The organism is Rhizobium sp. AAP43 (assembly GCF_001296045.1).
In the GTDB taxonomy this organism is placed as follows: Bacteria; Pseudomonadota; Alphaproteobacteria; order Rhizobiales; family Rhizobiaceae; genus Allorhizobium.
The window spans coordinates 478396-493241 of sequence record NZ_LJHS01000005.1 but is presented as its reverse complement, the minus strand read 5'-3'; the positions used below and the strand labels follow the sequence as shown (position 1 = coordinate 493241).

At 62.6% G+C, this 14846-nt stretch carries 14 protein-coding genes; 6 read left to right on the top strand and 8 right to left on the bottom strand.

What is annotated here, in order from left to right:
* Positions 1-59: 59 nt before the first annotated feature.
* Positions 60-1502: an aldehyde dehydrogenase family protein gene (locus tag IP76_RS05795; protein WP_054157218.1), complete on the bottom strand. Its 1443-nt coding sequence runs from the start codon at positions 1500-1502 to the stop codon at positions 60-62.
* 108 nt (positions 1503-1610) lie between these two features.
* Positions 1611-2309 (bottom strand): uracil-DNA glycosylase, encoded by a 699-nt coding sequence (ung, locus tag IP76_RS05790; protein ID WP_054157217.1) that lies wholly within the window; start codon positions 2307-2309, stop codon positions 1611-1613.
* A gap of 92 nt (positions 2310-2401) precedes the next feature.
* Between ung and IP76_RS05785 the strand changes: the two genes are divergently transcribed.
* Genes IP76_RS05785 through IP76_RS05775 form a run of 3 tightly spaced genes read left to right on the top strand, consistent with a single transcriptional unit; the run spans position 2402 to position 4610 of the window.
* The gene (locus IP76_RS05785) at positions 2402-2761 is read left to right on the top strand and encodes a hypothetical protein (protein WP_156318480.1); all 360 of its coding nucleotides are present in this window, start codon (positions 2402-2404) and stop codon (positions 2759-2761) included.
* On the top strand, positions 2758-3357 hold the full coding sequence (locus IP76_RS05780) for a DedA family protein (protein ID WP_054157215.1): 600 nt from the start codon (positions 2758-2760) through the stop codon (positions 3355-3357). Before IP76_RS05785 ends, IP76_RS05780 begins: the two co-directional genes overlap by 4 nt.
* Positions 3358-3416: 59 nt before the next feature.
* The gene (locus tag IP76_RS05775; RefSeq protein WP_054157214.1) at positions 3417-4610 is read left to right on the top strand and encodes a ceramide glucosyltransferase; all 1194 of its coding nucleotides are present in this window, start codon (positions 3417-3419) and stop codon (positions 4608-4610) included.
* A gap of 74 nt (positions 4611-4684) precedes the next feature.
* Here the strand turns inward: IP76_RS05775 and IP76_RS05770 are convergent, their stop codons facing one another.
* The 3 genes from IP76_RS05770 to IP76_RS05760 form a co-directional block, all read right to left on the bottom strand.
* Positions 4685-6256: a GMC family oxidoreductase gene (locus tag IP76_RS05770; RefSeq protein WP_054157213.1), complete on the bottom strand. Its 1572-nt coding sequence runs from the start codon at positions 6254-6256 to the stop codon at positions 4685-4687.
* Between the two features lie 101 nt (positions 6257-6357).
* Positions 6358-6888 carry a twin-arginine translocation pathway signal gene (locus IP76_RS05765; protein ID WP_054157212.1) on the bottom strand — a complete coding sequence of 177 codons (531 nt, stop codon included), beginning with the start codon at positions 6886-6888 and terminating at the stop codon, positions 6358-6360.
* Positions 6889-7014: 126 nt separating this feature from the next.
* Positions 7015-7410: a VOC family protein gene (locus IP76_RS05760; RefSeq protein ID WP_054157211.1), complete on the bottom strand. Its 396-nt coding sequence runs from the start codon at positions 7408-7410 to the stop codon at positions 7015-7017.
* 219 nt (positions 7411-7629) lie between these two features.
* Here IP76_RS05760 and IP76_RS05755 point away from each other — a divergent pair, with 219 nt between their 5' ends.
* Positions 7630-7938 (top strand): ribbon-helix-helix domain-containing protein, encoded by a 309-nt coding sequence (locus IP76_RS05755; RefSeq protein ID WP_054157210.1) that lies wholly within the window; start codon positions 7630-7632, stop codon positions 7936-7938.
* A 100-nt stretch (positions 7939-8038) separates the two neighbouring features.
* Here IP76_RS05755 and IP76_RS05750 read toward each other — a convergent pair whose 3' ends face one another.
* Positions 8039-9370: a dicarboxylate/amino acid:cation symporter gene (locus IP76_RS05750; protein ID WP_054157209.1), complete on the bottom strand. Its 1332-nt coding sequence runs from the start codon at positions 9368-9370 to the stop codon at positions 8039-8041.
* Positions 9371-9616: 246 nt separating this feature from the next.
* Between IP76_RS05750 and IP76_RS05745 the strand changes: the two genes are divergently transcribed.
* Entirely contained in the window at positions 9617-11485 is a 1869-nt protein-coding gene (locus tag IP76_RS05745; RefSeq protein WP_054157208.1) for an ATP-binding protein, read from the top strand.
* Positions 11482-12834, top strand: coding sequence for a sigma-54 dependent transcriptional regulator (locus IP76_RS05740; RefSeq protein ID WP_054157207.1), 1353 nt, complete (start codon positions 11482-11484; stop codon positions 12832-12834). The genes IP76_RS05745 and IP76_RS05740 overlap by 4 nt, the downstream gene beginning before the upstream one ends.
* 48 nt (positions 12835-12882) lie before the next feature.
* Here the strand turns inward: IP76_RS05740 and IP76_RS05735 are convergent, their stop codons facing one another.
* Entirely contained in the window at positions 12883-13875 is a 993-nt protein-coding gene (locus IP76_RS05735; protein WP_054157206.1) for an Ldh family oxidoreductase, read from the bottom strand.
* Positions 13876-13920: 45 nt separating this feature from the next.
* Positions 13921-14691 carry an HpcH/HpaI aldolase/citrate lyase family protein gene (locus IP76_RS05730; protein ID WP_054157205.1) on the bottom strand — a complete coding sequence of 257 codons (771 nt, stop codon included), beginning with the start codon at positions 14689-14691 and terminating at the stop codon, positions 13921-13923.
* Between the last annotated feature and the right edge of the window lie 155 nt (positions 14692-14846).

Sequence of the window (14846 nt, the reverse complement as noted above, 5' to 3'; positions counted from 1 at the left end):
AGAAGGAAAAAGGTCCGTGGCGATAGCCACAGACCCTGACAAAGCTTGCGATGCGGGGTTCAGGCGCTGGCGGGCGTACCCTGCCAGCCGACAATACCCTTGACCTCAAGGAAGTCGTGGATTCCCCAATCGGCATATTCGCGACCATTGCCGGATTGCTTGTATCCGCCAAAGGGGGCGGCGGTGTCCCATGCGGGATAGTTGAGATAGACGGAACCGGCCCGCATGCGCGATGCCACCCGACGGGCATGATTGATATCATTCGACTGGATATAGGCGGCGAGCCCGTAGACGGTATCGTTGGCGATGGCGATCGCCTCTTCTTCCGTCTGATACGGGATGATCGACAGCACCGGCCCGAAGATTTCTTCCCGCGCGATGGTCATATCGGGCGACACATGGCCGAACACGGTCGGGCGGACATAATACCCCCGCGTCAGCCCCTCCGGCCGCCCCGGGCCACCAGCAACCAGAAGCGCCCCTTCTTCGATCCCCATTTCGATCAGCTGCTGGATCTTGTTGAACTGGGTGAGGCTGACCACAGGCCCGAGATCGGTATCGGGATCGCGCGGATTGCCAACGGCAAGGCTCTCAGCTGCTTCGCGGGCAATGTGCAACGCCTCGTCATGCCATTCCGCCGGCACGAGCATACGCGTCGGTGCATCGCAGGACTGGCCGGAATTGCCGAAACAGGCCTCAACACCCTCGCGCACCGCGGATTCGAGATCGGCATCGGCCAGGATGATATTGGCTGACTTGCCGCCCAGCTCCTGCGCGACCCGCTTGACGGTGTCGGCAGCGACCTTGGCGACGATGACGCCGGCCCGGGTCGAACCGGTGAACGAGACCATGTCGACGTCAAGATGCGAGGCCATGACCTGGCCGACATCCGGGCCCCGCCCGTTGACCAGATTGAACACGCCCTTCGGCGTGCCCGCGGCCTCCATCACTTCAGCAAAGATGAGCCCGGAGATCGGCGCGATCTCCGAAGGTTTCAAAACCATGGTGCAACCGGCGGCAATCGCCGGTGCCACCTTGCAGACGATCTGGTTGAGCGGCCAGTTCCACGGCGTGATCAGCGCGCAGACACCGATCGCTTCCCGGACGATCATGGTAGAACCGCGCAATTCGCTGAAGGAAAACTGCTCCATCGCCGCAATCGTCGCTTCGAGATGAGCCCGGCCGGCTGCGGCCTGAGAATCGCGCGCAAAATGCAGCGGCGCCCCCATTTCGCGGCTCACAGCGTCGGCGATATCGTCGAACCGGGCGTTGTATGCGTCGAGGATTCGGCGCAGCAATGCCAGCCGTTCCGCAGGCTCAGTGACTGAAAAAGACGGAAACGCCACCTTTGCCGCCGCGACGGCACGATCCACATCCCCCTTGCTGCCGATCGCGATGGTGGCGAAAGGTTCTTCCTTCGACGGATCTTCGACATCGAGCAGGGCCGGAACCATGGGGTCGACCCAGGCGCCGTCGATGTAGAATTTCAGATGCTGGGACATTCAGGCTCCGGGAAGAGATTCGGTTGAGGGGCGTCTACTATCGATCAGCAAATTTTTGACTGCAAGACGCGTCAATGCAGGATGTCGGGCAAATCGGGCGTCCTGAGGTCAGACCTGCTCAAGCGACGGCAATTGCCAGTCAATCGGCGCCCGCCCCTTCTCCTCGAGATAGCGGTTGGCCTGCGAAAAATGCCGGCAGCCGAGAAATCCGGCATGGGCGGAGAGCGGCGACGGATGTGGTGCCTTCAACACCAGGTGCCGGCTACGATCCACGAAGGCTGCCTTCTTCTGCGCATAAGCCCCCCAGAGCAGAAAGACCACATGCTCGCATCGTTCGTTGACTGAGCGGATGACGGCATCCGTGAAGGTCTCCCAACCGCGTCCCTGATGCGAGGCAGCCCGAGCCTCCTCAACGGTCAGCACGCTGTTGAGCAGAAGAACGCCCTGCCGGGCCCAGTGCTCGAGAAATCCATGACCGGGTGGCTCGACGCCGAGATCGCTTTTCAGCTCCTTGTAGATATTGACGAGCGACGGCGGCACCCGGACACCCGGCCGCACGCTAAAGCAGAGGCCATGGGCCTGACCGGCTCCATGATAAGGGTCCTGCCCAAGGATGACGACCCGCACCTGATCGAGCGGCGTCAGATCCAGCGCCCGGAAATATTCGGATCCGGCCGGGAAGATATGCTTGCCCTCGGCTTTCTCCTGGCTGAGAAAGGCTTTCAGGTCACGCATGTAGGACTTTGAAAACTCGTCGCCCAGCACCGCTTTCCAGCTATCATCCAGTCGGATATCGCCCGCCGCCATTGCCGTCACTCTCCCGGTCGCGTTAGATGCCGGCACGGATTGAAGCGTGACGGCAACGTCTGTCAACCAAGATATGGGTCCGGGAGAACGACGTGAACAGATTGATCCGGTTGTGGCGGCAGAACCGACTGCTTGTCTCGGGCTTTGTGCTTGTTCTCGGGCTGGTCCTCTTCTTCGCCATCCGCACCGCCCTGTTCGTGAGTTATTGGAATGATCCTGCGCATCGAAATCAGCCGGTCGAAGCCTGGATGACGCTGGGTTACGTGGCCCATTCCTGGCATGTGCCGGTCGAACGCCTTGCGAGGGATCTGGATGTGGCACCGCCGCCGCGCAACGCACCGCGTCCCTCGCTCGAACGGCTTGCCAAAGAACGCGGACAGACATTCTCCGATTTCAGGACGGAGCTTGAGGCAGCCATCGCCCGGCTGCGCGCCGAAAAGGACAAGCGATGAGCTTGACGGAAACGCTTCTGGCGTCGCTTCCGATCTATGGCCTGCCTCTCCTGGCCGGCGTCATCTTCATCAGTTGCCTGGGTGCCCCCTTGCCCGGTTCCATTGTCATGATGCTGATGGGGGCCTTCGCCGCCGCGGGCGATTTCACGCTCTGGGCCGTTGTGGCCGTGGCCCTGGGTGCCGCCGTCGGCGGCGATCAGATAGGATATCTCATCGGCCAGACCGGCGGCCGCCGCCTGGTCGAGTGGCTGGCCGCAAACCCCGCGCGCAAGACCGCTCTCGACAGGGCCGAGCAGCAAATGGCGGCGCGGGGCGCCGCAGCCGTCTTCCTGACGCGCTGGCTTCTGTCACCACTTGGCCCCTATCTCAATCTGCTTGCAGGGGCTGCGCGGTTTTCCTGGCTGCGCTTTACCCTGGCCGGCATCGCCGGCGAAGGCGTGTGGGTTGGCGTCTATACCGGCCTCGGCGCCACCTTCAGCGACAATGTCACCCAGATCGCCGAAATCAGCGGCAATGTCAGCGGCCTGATCGTCACGGGCGGGCTCGCCGTCTATCTGGGCTTGAAGATTGTCACCATCCTCAGGCGCAGTCGCTGAACTGTCATGCAGCGGTGCTATCCGGTGGCCACCGTTGAATGATCCGCCCGAGGACTGGGATGAGTCTGTCGATATTGTTCGCCACCACTGCCCTTGCCGTCCAGACCGTAAGCGTCGGCTTGCTGCTGGCTCTGAGGCACCACCATGGTACCAATGCAGAGACTGGCAGACCTGCCTTTCGCCCGCCTGTCACGGTGCTGCGGCCTCTCTGCGGACTGGAGAACAATCTCGAGCGCTGCCTCACCACCACTTTCGAGCTCGACTGGCCGGATTATGAGGTCATCCTCTGCATTGCCGATCCAGACGATCCGGCCGCCGCCGTCGCCCGCAGGATCATCGCCGAAAATCCGGCTGTCCCGGCCCAGTTGCTGATCGGCGAGGACAGGCTCAGCGTCAATCCCAAGATGAACAACGTCATCAAGGGCTGGCGCTCGGCACGGCATGACTGGATCGTCATGGTCGACAGCAATGTCCTGATGCCACCAGATCTGATCACCCGAATGCTGGATCGCTGGGACGACGAAACCGGCCTCGTCTGCGCCCCGCCAATCGGCACGGAACCGGCCAACCTCGGCGCCTATGTCGAGAGCGCCTGGCTCAACAGTTTCCAGGCGCGCTTCCAGCTCCTGGCGGATGAAGCCGGTTTTGGCTTTGCTCAGGGCAAGGCCATGCTGTTCAACCGAAACCTGATGGCCGATATGGGCGGCTTCGAGCGCCTCGGCGAACAGGTGGCTGAAGACGCAGCCGCAACCCGCCTTGTCCGCGGCGCCGGCCTCAATGTTCACCTCGTCCACCAGCCCTTCGCCCAGCCACTCGGCAAACGCAGCCTTGCCGCCGTGTGGAAACGCCAGCTGCGCTGGGCCCGGTTGCGGCGCGTGTCCTTCCCGCTCTGCTTCCTGCCGGAAATCCTGGTCGGTGCCGCCCTGCCCACGATCACAGTCGCGGCTTTGGCCGCAACAGGCCATATCCATCCCGCAGCCCCCATGGCCTATCTCGGTCTGTGGTATGCAGCAGAAATGCTGCTTGCGCGCGCCTATGGCTGGCCTTCCGGCTGGCGCATGCTGCCAGCGATGGTGATGCGCGACCTCGCCTTGCCGGCCCTCTTCATTTCCGCCTGGTTCGGCAACGGCTTTGTCTGGCGCGGCAATGCGATGACCGTGGCCGAGGGCGAACCTCGCCCGGCCCGCCTGCGCCGCGCGGTGGCCCGCACCCGCGACAAGGCCCGTGCTCTGGTCGCGGCCCGCAGCCACTGACATCCGCCCACGAAAAGGCGGGCGGAGCTGCCTTTAGACAACGCCGCCCGCAAAGAGGGAGGTATGCTTGCCGGTCAGATCGTGCCTTGGCCCATCTGCTCGGCGATGTAATCCGCCTGTCGGATCGCGAGAGACACGATCGTCAAGGTCGGATTTTCCGCAGCACCCGTGGTGAACTGGCTGCCGTCTGAAACGAAGAGGTTCTGGATATCGTGGGTCTGACCCCACTTGTTGACGACACCGTCCTGCGCTTTCTCGCTCATGCGGTTGGTGCCGAGATTGTGGGTCGACGGATAGGGTGGTGTCGGGAAGGCCCTGTTGGCACCGACCGCCTCATAGAGCGCTACACCCTGCTTGTAGGCGTGATTGCGCATCGCCTCGTCGTTCGGGTGATCGGTGAACCAGACATCCGGGATCGGCATGCCGTATTTATCCTTGAGCTCGGCATGCAGCTTCACGGCATTCTGTTCCTGCGGCATGTCTTCGCCGACGATCCACAGCCCCGCCATATTCGCGTAGTTGTCGAGCGCCGAGGTGAACGAACGGCCCCAACCACCCGGATCGAGGAAGGCCGCCATGAAGGGCAGACCAAGTGCGAGCGTTTCAAGCTCGTAGCCACCGACGAAGCCGCGTGACGGATCGTGCCGGGCCTCGTCGCGTATGATCCCGGCCATGGTCGTGCCGCGATAGAAATGCACCGGCTTGTCGAACACGGCATAGACCGAGCCGGTCGTGTGGCGCATGTAGTTCTTGCCCACCTGGCCGGAGGAGTTGGCCAGACCATCCGGATACTTTGAGGAAGCGGAGTTCAACAGCAGGCGTGGGCTTTCGATGGAATTGCCGGCAACGCAGACGATGCGCGCCTTCTGGCTCTTCATGTTGCCGTCCTTGTCGGCATAGACGACGGCATTCACCTTGCCATTGGCATCATGCTCGATCTTGATGACATGCGACTGCGGCCGCACTTCAAGTTTGCCGGTCGCCTCGCCCTTCGGAATTTCCGTGTAGAGCGTCGACCACTTGGCACCCCATTTGCAACCCTGGAAACAGAAGCCGGTCTGCTGACAGCTCATCCGGTCATCGCGCTCGGCCGAGTTGATCGCCATGTTGCCGGTGTGACAGTCCTTGTAGCCCAGCTTGTCGGCACCGGCCTTCAGGATCTTGAAGTTGTTGTTGCCCGGCAGCCCCTCGATGCCATTAGTGCGGGTAACGCCCATCTTGTCTTCGGCCTTGGCATAGTAAGGCTCGAGATCGGCAAGCGTGATCGGCCAGTCGAGAAGATTGGCACCCTCAACCTTGCCGTAATTCGTCAGCGTCTTGAACTCGTGTTCCTGGAAGCGCAGCGAGGCGCCAGCCCAGTGGGTCGTCGTGCCGCCAACAGCCTTGACGATCCAGGCCGGCAGATTGGGGAAGTCCTTCGACACCCGCCAGCCGCCGCCGGTCGTTCGGTGGTCGAGCCAGGCGAGCTGGGCAAAACTGTCCCATTCGTCGTTGATGAATTCCTCGTGTTCGATGCGGGCACCGGCTTCGAGCACGACCACGTCGATGCCCTTCTGGGCAAGCTCGTTGGCAAGTGTACCACCGCCTGCACCGGAACCGATGATGACGACCACACTGTCGTCGTTGAGATCATAGGGCGCTGCCATGTTTTCCTCCCGGGAAATCGGTCAATTTGCGTAAGCGCCGCCGTCCCATCCGCGATGGGCCTCCTCCGGCGACGATGAATTGCGTGTCTGTGGGGTAAGGCTCAGAGCCAGGCGATGTCGTTGAACCCGCGCTCGATATAGCCGCCCTTGGAATAAGACTCGCCCTCGTAGCCGAAGATCGGCCAGATCTCTTTCTGGTTATAAAGGCTGACCACGAGGTCGCCGCGCACCGCCTGGAAAAAGGGGGTCGTCTCAATCTCCCGCAGGATTGCGAGCCGGTCATCCTCCCAGCCGAGACCGCGATAACCGCCGGCACCGGCGCGTTTGTCGAGATCGGCAATGCCGTCCTCGATCAGCGCCTTGTGCTTTTCGTCCTTGCCCGCCATCGTGTCCTGGCCCTTGACGGCCGCCGCATAGAAGCGGTCGGCGAGCTGGTCATGTGGATAGATGTCACGCGCAAGCTTGATCAGCGTTGCAAGGCTGTCCGGCTTGAGGGTCGTTGCTTCCAGCCCCCAGGCCTGCTCCGGACAGATCACCGCCGTGCCGGTAATGACCAGCACCGCACTGGCAGCACCTGTCTTCAGGAGCTGCCGACGAGACATCTTGCCCGTCTTGTCGAGTATCGTAACCACGTCAATCTCCTCCCGTGATGGTGCGGACGGCAATGCGCCGTCTGCGATGGCCGATGCTCAAACCGCATCTGCCGACTGCTGAAAGCAAATGGGGCCGGACGGTCCTCCAACCGTCCGGCCCCACGATCACTTGTAACGTCCGTGACGCTGCAGGACCTCGATCTTGTAGCCGTCCGGATCGGTGATGAAGAAGAACCGCGCAAGCAGATGGCCATCGCGGTTGAATTCGACGATCTTGTTCGGCGAGAGCCCAAGATCTGTCATGCGGCTGTGCTCGGCATCGAGATCAGACACGCTGAGCGCAAGATGGCCGTAGCCATCACCGAGAGTATAGGCCTCTTCCCGTCCCTTGTTGACGGTAAGTTCCAGCTCGAATTCGCACTCGGCATTGCTCATGTAGATCAGCGTGAAGGTCTCGAAATCCAGGCGCTCCGCAATCTCAAGGCCGAAAGCTTGGGAATAGAAAGAGACTGATTTTGCCTCGTCCAGCACCCGGATCATAGAATGGATCATCTTCGCCAATGTGTCGTCCTCGTCTTCAGGGCATGCATGATGCTGCGATCATGCTCCAGTTGTGAAAAGCAGGGTAGCAGCCGGCTACCGCATCGATTTTTTTGAACCGCGCACCGCCATCGAACCATGGCAGCAGAGGAGATGCACTTTAGCCAATACGGAAATTGACCTCCGATAAGTGCCGATCCATAGTGCAAAGAAAACAATAGAAATCGGGAGGAATATGCCATGTGTGAAGTCTTCGCAGGACAGGATCCGGCCCGCTACCGAGCGGTCAACCGCTCTGTCCGTATCGCCGGCCATTCAACCAGCATCCAGCTGGAAGCGGCCTTCTGGGTGCTGATCGACGAGATTGCCGCCAGCCAGAACTTTTCGACGTCCCGCTTCCTCTCCACGCTCTACGACGAGGCGCTGGAGATCAACGGATCGGTATCGAACTTCGCTTCACTGCTCAGAACGAGCTGTCTGATCTACCTGATGGGCAAGGCCCAAAATCCGAACGTCCCACAGGAGTTCCACATCATCGCCGCTGAGTGACGCGACCGGGCGCTCCTGCGGTGAGAATGCAAAAAGCGCGGCCCGAGGAGAACCGGGCCGCGCTTCTGTTCCGATCGCCGTCTTGGGTCGGCGCGGAAAATCACTCCGCCGGCTGAAGCTCCGGCTGGATATCGGTGTCCTCAAGCACCTTGCCGCCCAGCGCAGCGTGGAAGAGGCTCTCGTCGAGTTCGCCTTCCCAGCGCGCAACGACCACGGTCGCAACGGCATTGCCGATGAAGTTGGTGAGCGCCCGGCATTCCGACATGAAGCGGTCGATCCCGAGGATCAGCGCCATGCCGGCCACCGGCACCGAGGGCACGACCGAGAGCGTTGCGGCGAGCGTAATGAAGCCCGCACCGGTAATGCCGGCCGCCCCCTTCGAGCTCAGCATGGCAACGGCGAGCAGCAGGATCTGATCACCGAGCGACAGCGGAATGTCTGTCGCCTGGGCGATAAACAGCGCTGCCAGCGTCATGTAGATATTCGTGCCGTCGAGGTTGAAGGAATAGCCCGTCGGAATGACAAGACCGACGACCGAGCGCTTGCAGCCGGCCTTTTCCATCTTGTTCATCAGGCCCGGCAGGGCGGCTTCCGATGACGAGGTGCCCAGCACCAGCAGCAGCTCCTCCTTGATGTAGCGGATCAGCGCCAGGATCGAGAAGCCGTTGTAGCGAGCAACCGCGCCAAGCACGACGACAACGAACAGGAAGGAGGTCAGGTAGAACGTGCCGATCAGCATGGCGAGATTGGTCACCGAGCCGATGCCATATTTGCCGATGGTGAAGGCCATGGCGCCGAAGGCACCGATCGGTGCCGCCTTCATCAGGATGGCAACGAGCTTGAAAACCGGGGCAATGACCGCCTGCAGGAAGTCGGTGACCGGCTTGCCACGTTCACCGACCATCGCCAGCGAAATGCCGAACAGGATCGAGAAGAACAGAACCTGGAGGATATCACCATCTGCAAAGGCACCGACAATGGTCGTCGGGATGATGTTCATCAGGAAGCCGACAATGGTCGTGTCATGCGCCTTTTCGGTATAGGTCGCGACAGCCTTGGCATCGAGGGTAGCCGGGTCGATATGCATGCCGGCACCGGGCTGCACGACGTTTGCCACGATAAGGCCGACAACCAGGGCCAGCGTCGAGAAGGTCAGGAAGTAGAGCATCGCCTTGCCGGCAACCCGGCCGACCTTCTTCAGGTCGGTCATGCCGGCAATGCCGGTTGCGACCGTCAGGAAGATGACCGGTGCGATGATCATCTTGACGAGTTTGATGAAGGCATCACCGAGTGGCTTCAACTGCGCGCCGATTTCCGGATAGAAATGGCCAAGCAGGATGCCGGCGATGATCGCGGCCAGAACCTGGAAATAGAGATGCTTGTAGAAGGGCTGCTTGCCCTCGGGCGCGTGACCCGCGGTATCGATATGCATGATTTCCTCCGTTTTCGCCCTGACGGAACATGGTTCCGACCTCCCGGGCTGAAGCGCTTGTGAATGGAAACACGGAGCAAGCCCCGTCTCGTGCATATCAGCAAGCTGCGTGCCAAACGCAGGGAACTGGCACAAGCGATTGAACTTAATCAATAAAATCTTGCGCTCCAATTCACATCCATCATGAATGTGCGATTATCCGCACGCACCCCTTGGAACTTCGTGCGAAAAGACGCACAATAGGAAATGATCGCAACCTCGCCCTCTCCCGCCTTCGACCAGACTGCAAAACGCCGGACCGGCCTGGGCGTCTCCTGGCTGATCTATCTGGTCATCGCCCTCGCCACTTTGGCGGCCGGCCTGTTCCTTGCTGGCGAAGCGGGCATGCGCAACGCGCTGTCGACGCTGGCCGACGATCTCGACGAGGACGCAGCCCTCAAGCGCGCCCTGCTCCAGGCCACTCTGGAACGCCCGCGTGCCTTGCCGCTGGTGCTCGCTGCCGACCGGCAGGTGAGCGCAACGCTTGGCAATCCGACACCAGAAGCGCTTGATGGCTTGAACCGGAAACTTGAAGCACTGGTGCTCGGCACCAAGACATCCGTCATCTATGTCGTGGGCCGCAACGGCAGTGCGATTGCCGCCAGCAACTGGCGCGAAGCGGACAGCTTTGTTGGCAACGACTATACGTTCCGCGAATACTTCAAGCGTGGCATGGCGGTTGGAAGCGCCGAGCACTACGCACTGGGCAGCGTCAGCAAACGGCCCGGCCTCTATCTGTCGCAACGCGTTGTTGACGACAGCGGCGCGGCCCTTGGTGTCGTGGTCGTCAAGGTCGAGTTCGACGGGCTGGAGCGGGACTGGGGACGGTCTGACAGAACCACCTTCGTCACCGATCAGCGCGGCATCGTGCTGATCACCAGCCGTCCACCCTGGCGCTTTTTCAGCACCACGGACATTCCGCCGCCGGAGCGCGCCGCCCTCCGCGAAAGCCTGCAATTCGGCGAGGCCTCGCTGGAACGGCTTCCCATTCGCCCCCTGCCCGAGCGTGACGGCCGGTCCATGGCACTGGCGCAGGTCACGGATGACGTGCCGGCACAAGCCCATCTCGCCCTGGTGCTCGATGTGCCGGGAACACCCTGGCAGATGCATGTGCTGGCGCCAGCCGGCAGCTTTCTCGAAACAGGCATGTGGCAGGCCCGCCTGGCCGCACTCTTGGTCATGCTGCCGCTCTTCGCCCTGGCCGCCCTGCTGCTTTATCGCAGAAACCGCATGCTGCGCCGGCAGGCCGCCGATCAGGCCGCCCGCGACGAACTGGAGCGCGAGGTGACGGCCCGGACGCGCGAACTGACTATCGCCCGCGACCGGCTGCAAACGGAAATCGGCGAACACCGCGCCACGGAAACCCGGCTGCAGACCGTGCAGCATGATCTGGTCCAGGCCAATCGTCTGGCCATTCTCGGCCAGGTCGCGGCCGGCGTCGCGCATGAAATCAACCAACCTGTCGCCACCATCCGCGCCTATGCCGACAATGCCCGCACCTTCCTCGACCGGGGACAAAGCGCGCCAGCCGCCGAAAACCTTGGCTTGATCGGCGACCTCACCGATCGCATCGGCGCCATCACCAATGAGTTGCGCGGCTTTGCCCGCAAGGGCCGCGCCGCCGCTGAACCGGTAGACCTGAAGACCGCCGTCGACGGAGCGCTTCTCCTCCTGCGCAGCCGCTTTTCAGGCAGCCTCGACATGCTGGCGATCGATGCCATTGCCCCGGAGATCCGTGTCATGGCCAACCGGATCCGGCTGGAACAGGTGCTGATCAACCTCTTGCAGAATGCGCTGGAAGCGCTGGAGACACAGGCCGACGGCCGCATCACGGTCCAGGTCGGAACCGGTGGCCCGGACGAAGTGACGGTTATCGTCGCGGACAACGGCCCCGGCATCCCACCCACAATCCTCGACAACCTCTTCACCCCGTTCAACACATCGAAGGAAGCCGGCCTCGGCCTCGGCCTTGTCATCTGCAAGGACATTGTCAGTGATTATGGCGGCCGCATCGCGGTCGACAGCTCGCCCGCCGGCACAACCTTCACCGTTACCCTCAAGCGGGCCCTCTCATGAGCAATGCCATCGAAATCATCCTCGTCGACGATGATGCCGCCCTTCGCCGCGCCACGCGCCAGACACTGGAACTCGCCGGCTTTCCGGTGCGCGACTTTGCCTCCGCCGGCGAAGCGCTCGCAGTGCTCTCCGCCGACCTCGAAGCGGTCGTCATCAGCGATATCCGCATGGCCGGCATGGACGGGCTGGAACTCTTCGCCCGCATCCGCGCCCTCGACCCGGACTTACCCGTCCTGCTGATCACCGGCCATGGCGACATAACCATGGCGGTGCGCGCCATGCAGGACGGCGCCTATGACTTCATCGCCAAGCCCTTTGCCGCCGACCGGTTGGTGCAGAGCGTCGCCCGCGCCATAGAAAAGCGCCGGCTGGTGATCGAGAACCGCCGCCTGCGCCAGACGGCCGAGGCAAGCCGGGACGACCTGCCGCTGATTGGCCAGACGCCGGCCATGGAGCACCTGCGCCAGACGCTGCGTCAGATTGCTGACACCGATATCGACGTGCTGGTCGCGGGCGAGACCGGCAGCGGCAAGGAAGTCGTCGCCACGCTCCTGCATCGATGGAGCCGACGCCGAAGCGGCAACTTCGTGGCGCTCAATTGCGGGGCGCTGCCCGAGACAGTCATCGAGAGCGAACTCTTCGGCCATGAGGCCGGCGCCTTTACCGGCGCCCAGAAGAAGCGCATCGGCAGAATAGAACATGCAAGCGGCGGCACGCTCTTTCTTGATGAAATCGAGAGCATGCCGCTCGCCACCCAGGTGAAGATGCTGCGCGTTCTGGAAATGCGCGAAGTGAGCCCGCTCGGCACCAACGAGATCCGCCCGGTTGACCTGCGTGTCGTCGCAGCCGCCAAGATCGATCTCGGCAATCCGGCCGAACGCGGCGATTTCCGCGAGGATCTCTATTACCGCCTCAACGTGGTAACGGTCTCGATCCCACCGCTTCGCGAACGCCGCGCCGATATCCCGCTGCTCTTTGCCCATTTCGCCACCCGCGCCGCCGAACGCTTCAAGCGAGAGCCGCCGGCGCTGACCGATGCAATCCGGCGCCATCTCGACAGCCATGCCTGGCCGGGCAATGTCCGCGAGCTCGCCCATTATGCCGAACGCACCGTGCTTGGCATCACCCCGCCACCGCAGCCTGCCTCCGACACGCAAAGCCTGGATCAGCACGGCACCTTGCCGGAACGGGTGGAGCGCTTTGAAGGCACCGTCATCCGCAACGCCCTGCGCGACAATGACGGTGACGTGCGCCGGACGCTGGAGGCGTTGGGCATCCCGCGCAAGACCTTCTATGACAAGCTCCAGCGCCACGGCATTACCCGCAACGACTACGCCGATCAGGGCTGATGGCGGGCTCCCTGCCCGCGCCTTATGCGCAGGCGCCGAAACAATGGGTCAGCCGATCGCCTTGATCGCTGCGATCACATCGTCCTCGATCTCGAGGCCTGCGGCCTCAGCCGTTTTCGCCAGCCCCTGGCCGCGACGGCCCGGAATGCGCGCACCCTCCTGCGCACCGATTTCCTCGGCCAGCAGTGCGAGCCGGCCGAAGACACCAGAACCACCCGTCGCCACCGGATCAATCGCAATGATCGTCTGGCCGAGCCCGACCGGCGGCCCCTTGTCATCAAACAGCGACGAGGCCTCGAACGCGTAGTTGGCGCCAATCAGACCCGCCGAAAGGATCTCGACCATCATCGCAAGGGCTGCCCCCTTGGCGCCACCAAGCGGGGCCATGAAGCCATCCATCGCAAGGTTCGCATCCGTCGTCGGCTGACCATCGACATCGAAAGCCCAGTCATCCGGGATCGCCTCGCCCTTTTGCCGGGCGGCCATGATCTTGCCGCGCGCCACCTTGGAGAGCGCCAGATCGACCACGATTGGATCATCGCCTTCAACCGGCACCGCAAAGGCGATCGGGTTGGTGCCGTAAAGCGCCTTGTTGCCGCCCCAGGGCGCCATCGAGGCTGGCGCATTGGCAAACATAAGCGCGGCCAGTCCCTGTTCGGCAAAGCGTCCGACCGTCAGCCCCATAACGCCTGCATGGTGCGAGCGATGGATCGTGGCGATTGCAATACCCTGCGCTTTCGCCATGGCCGGAAGTTCCGCCACCGCCAGATCGAGCGCCGGATAGGCATAACCGTTCATCGCATCGATGGTCAGGACGCCAGACCTAGGACGCGCGGCCACCGGCATAGCGCGCCCATCGACCTTGCCGGCCCGCGCCTGGGCCGAGTAGGCCTCGACCCGCCGCAGACCATGGCCACCCTGGCCAGCCGCTTCAGCAGCAATCAGCGCACGGGCAACGGAGGCGGCATTGGTCTCGGTCACGCCGGAACGGCAAAGGGCGCCGAGAACCAAGGCCTCGGCTTCATCAAGTGTGAGCTTCATTGCAAATCCATTTGAAATATCGGGAAAAACGTCAATCGCGCCTAATCAATCGCGCATGGACTGCGCGAGCTGGGATGCGGCCTTGGCGAGCAGGCCGACATCGCTCGCCTGGGCAAAGAAACGGATACCGGCGCGGCGCGCCATGGCAAGCATGGCAGCATCGCCGGACATGATGCCGGCAGGCTTGCCTGCGGCCACGATCTTGCCGATCAGCGCTTCGACCGCTTCCATGACAACCGGATGCGTCGGGTTCCCGCGATAGCCCATGTCGGCGGCAAGATCGGCAGGGCCGATCAGCACAGCATCGACACCGGGCGTGGCCAGAATGGCATCGGCGTTTTCGATACCGAGTGCACTTTCGATCTGGGCGATCAGGCAGACTTCGGCATTGGCCGTCTCGGCATAGTCAGCAATGCGGCCGAAATCGGAGGCGCGCCCCAGGCTCGCACCCATGCCCCGCACACCCTCGGGCGGATAGCGCAGCGCGCGGACCAGTTGCTCGGCCTGATCCGCCGTCTCCACCATCGGGATCATCAGCGTCTGCGCGCCGATATCAAGCGCCTGCTTGATCAGCCAGGTTTCGCCAACGGCAAGCCGCACGACCGGATGGGCCGGATGGCGGGCGACGGCTGCGAGTTGTGCAGCAATCAGCGGAATGTCGTTCGGGCCGTGCTCGCCGTCGATCAGGATCCAGTCGAAACCTGCGCCGGCACAGACTTCCGCCACATGGGGGCTCGCCAGCGCCACCCATAACCCGACAAGCAGATCATCGGTTTCGTTCAGCGCGGACTTGAAGGTGTTTTTCGGGGCGGGCATCGGCACTCTCCTGCACGGACTTGGACTTGCATAGACTCGGTCGCCCGCAAGATGCGCCGCCGGTATCCTATCCCGCAAGGCCCGATCGTCACGCTTCGGTACGTGCTCCGCGTCGTCGCCGGTTGAAGCGGCATGAGGCCTCGTGATACGGGGAC

Excerpts from the sequence above, each read along its gene's own strand:
- IP76_RS05795 (WP_054157218.1), bottom strand. The coding sequence starts at position 1,502 with ATGTCCCAGCATCTGAAATTCTACATCGACGGCGCCTGGGTCGACCCC.
- ung (WP_054157217.1), bottom strand. The coding sequence starts at position 2,309 with ATGGCGGCGGGCGATATCCGACTGGATGATAGCTGGAAAGCGGTGCTG.
- IP76_RS05780 (WP_054157215.1), top strand. The coding sequence starts at position 2,758 with ATGAGCTTGACGGAAACGCTTCTGGCGTCGCTTCCGATCTATGGCCTG.
- IP76_RS05775 (WP_054157214.1), top strand. The coding sequence starts at position 3,417 with ATGAGTCTGTCGATATTGTTCGCCACCACTGCCCTTGCCGTCCAGACC.
- IP76_RS05770 (WP_054157213.1), bottom strand. The coding sequence starts at position 6,256 with ATGGCAGCGCCCTATGATCTCAACGACGACAGTGTGGTCGTCATCATC.
- IP76_RS05755 (WP_054157210.1), top strand. The coding sequence starts at position 7,630 with ATGTGTGAAGTCTTCGCAGGACAGGATCCGGCCCGCTACCGAGCGGTC.
- IP76_RS05750 (WP_054157209.1), bottom strand. The coding sequence starts at position 9,370 with ATGCATATCGATACCGCGGGTCACGCGCCCGAGGGCAAGCAGCCCTTC.
- IP76_RS05745 (WP_054157208.1), top strand. The coding sequence starts at position 9,617 with ATGATCGCAACCTCGCCCTCTCCCGCCTTCGACCAGACTGCAAAACGC.
- IP76_RS05740 (WP_054157207.1), top strand. The coding sequence starts at position 11,482 with ATGAGCAATGCCATCGAAATCATCCTCGTCGACGATGATGCCGCCCTT.
- IP76_RS05735 (WP_054157206.1), bottom strand. The coding sequence starts at position 13,875 with ATGAAGCTCACACTTGATGAAGCCGAGGCCTTGGTTCTCGGCGCCCTT.
- IP76_RS05730 (WP_054157205.1), bottom strand. The coding sequence starts at position 14,691 with ATGCCCGCCCCGAAAAACACCTTCAAGTCCGCGCTGAACGAAACCGAT.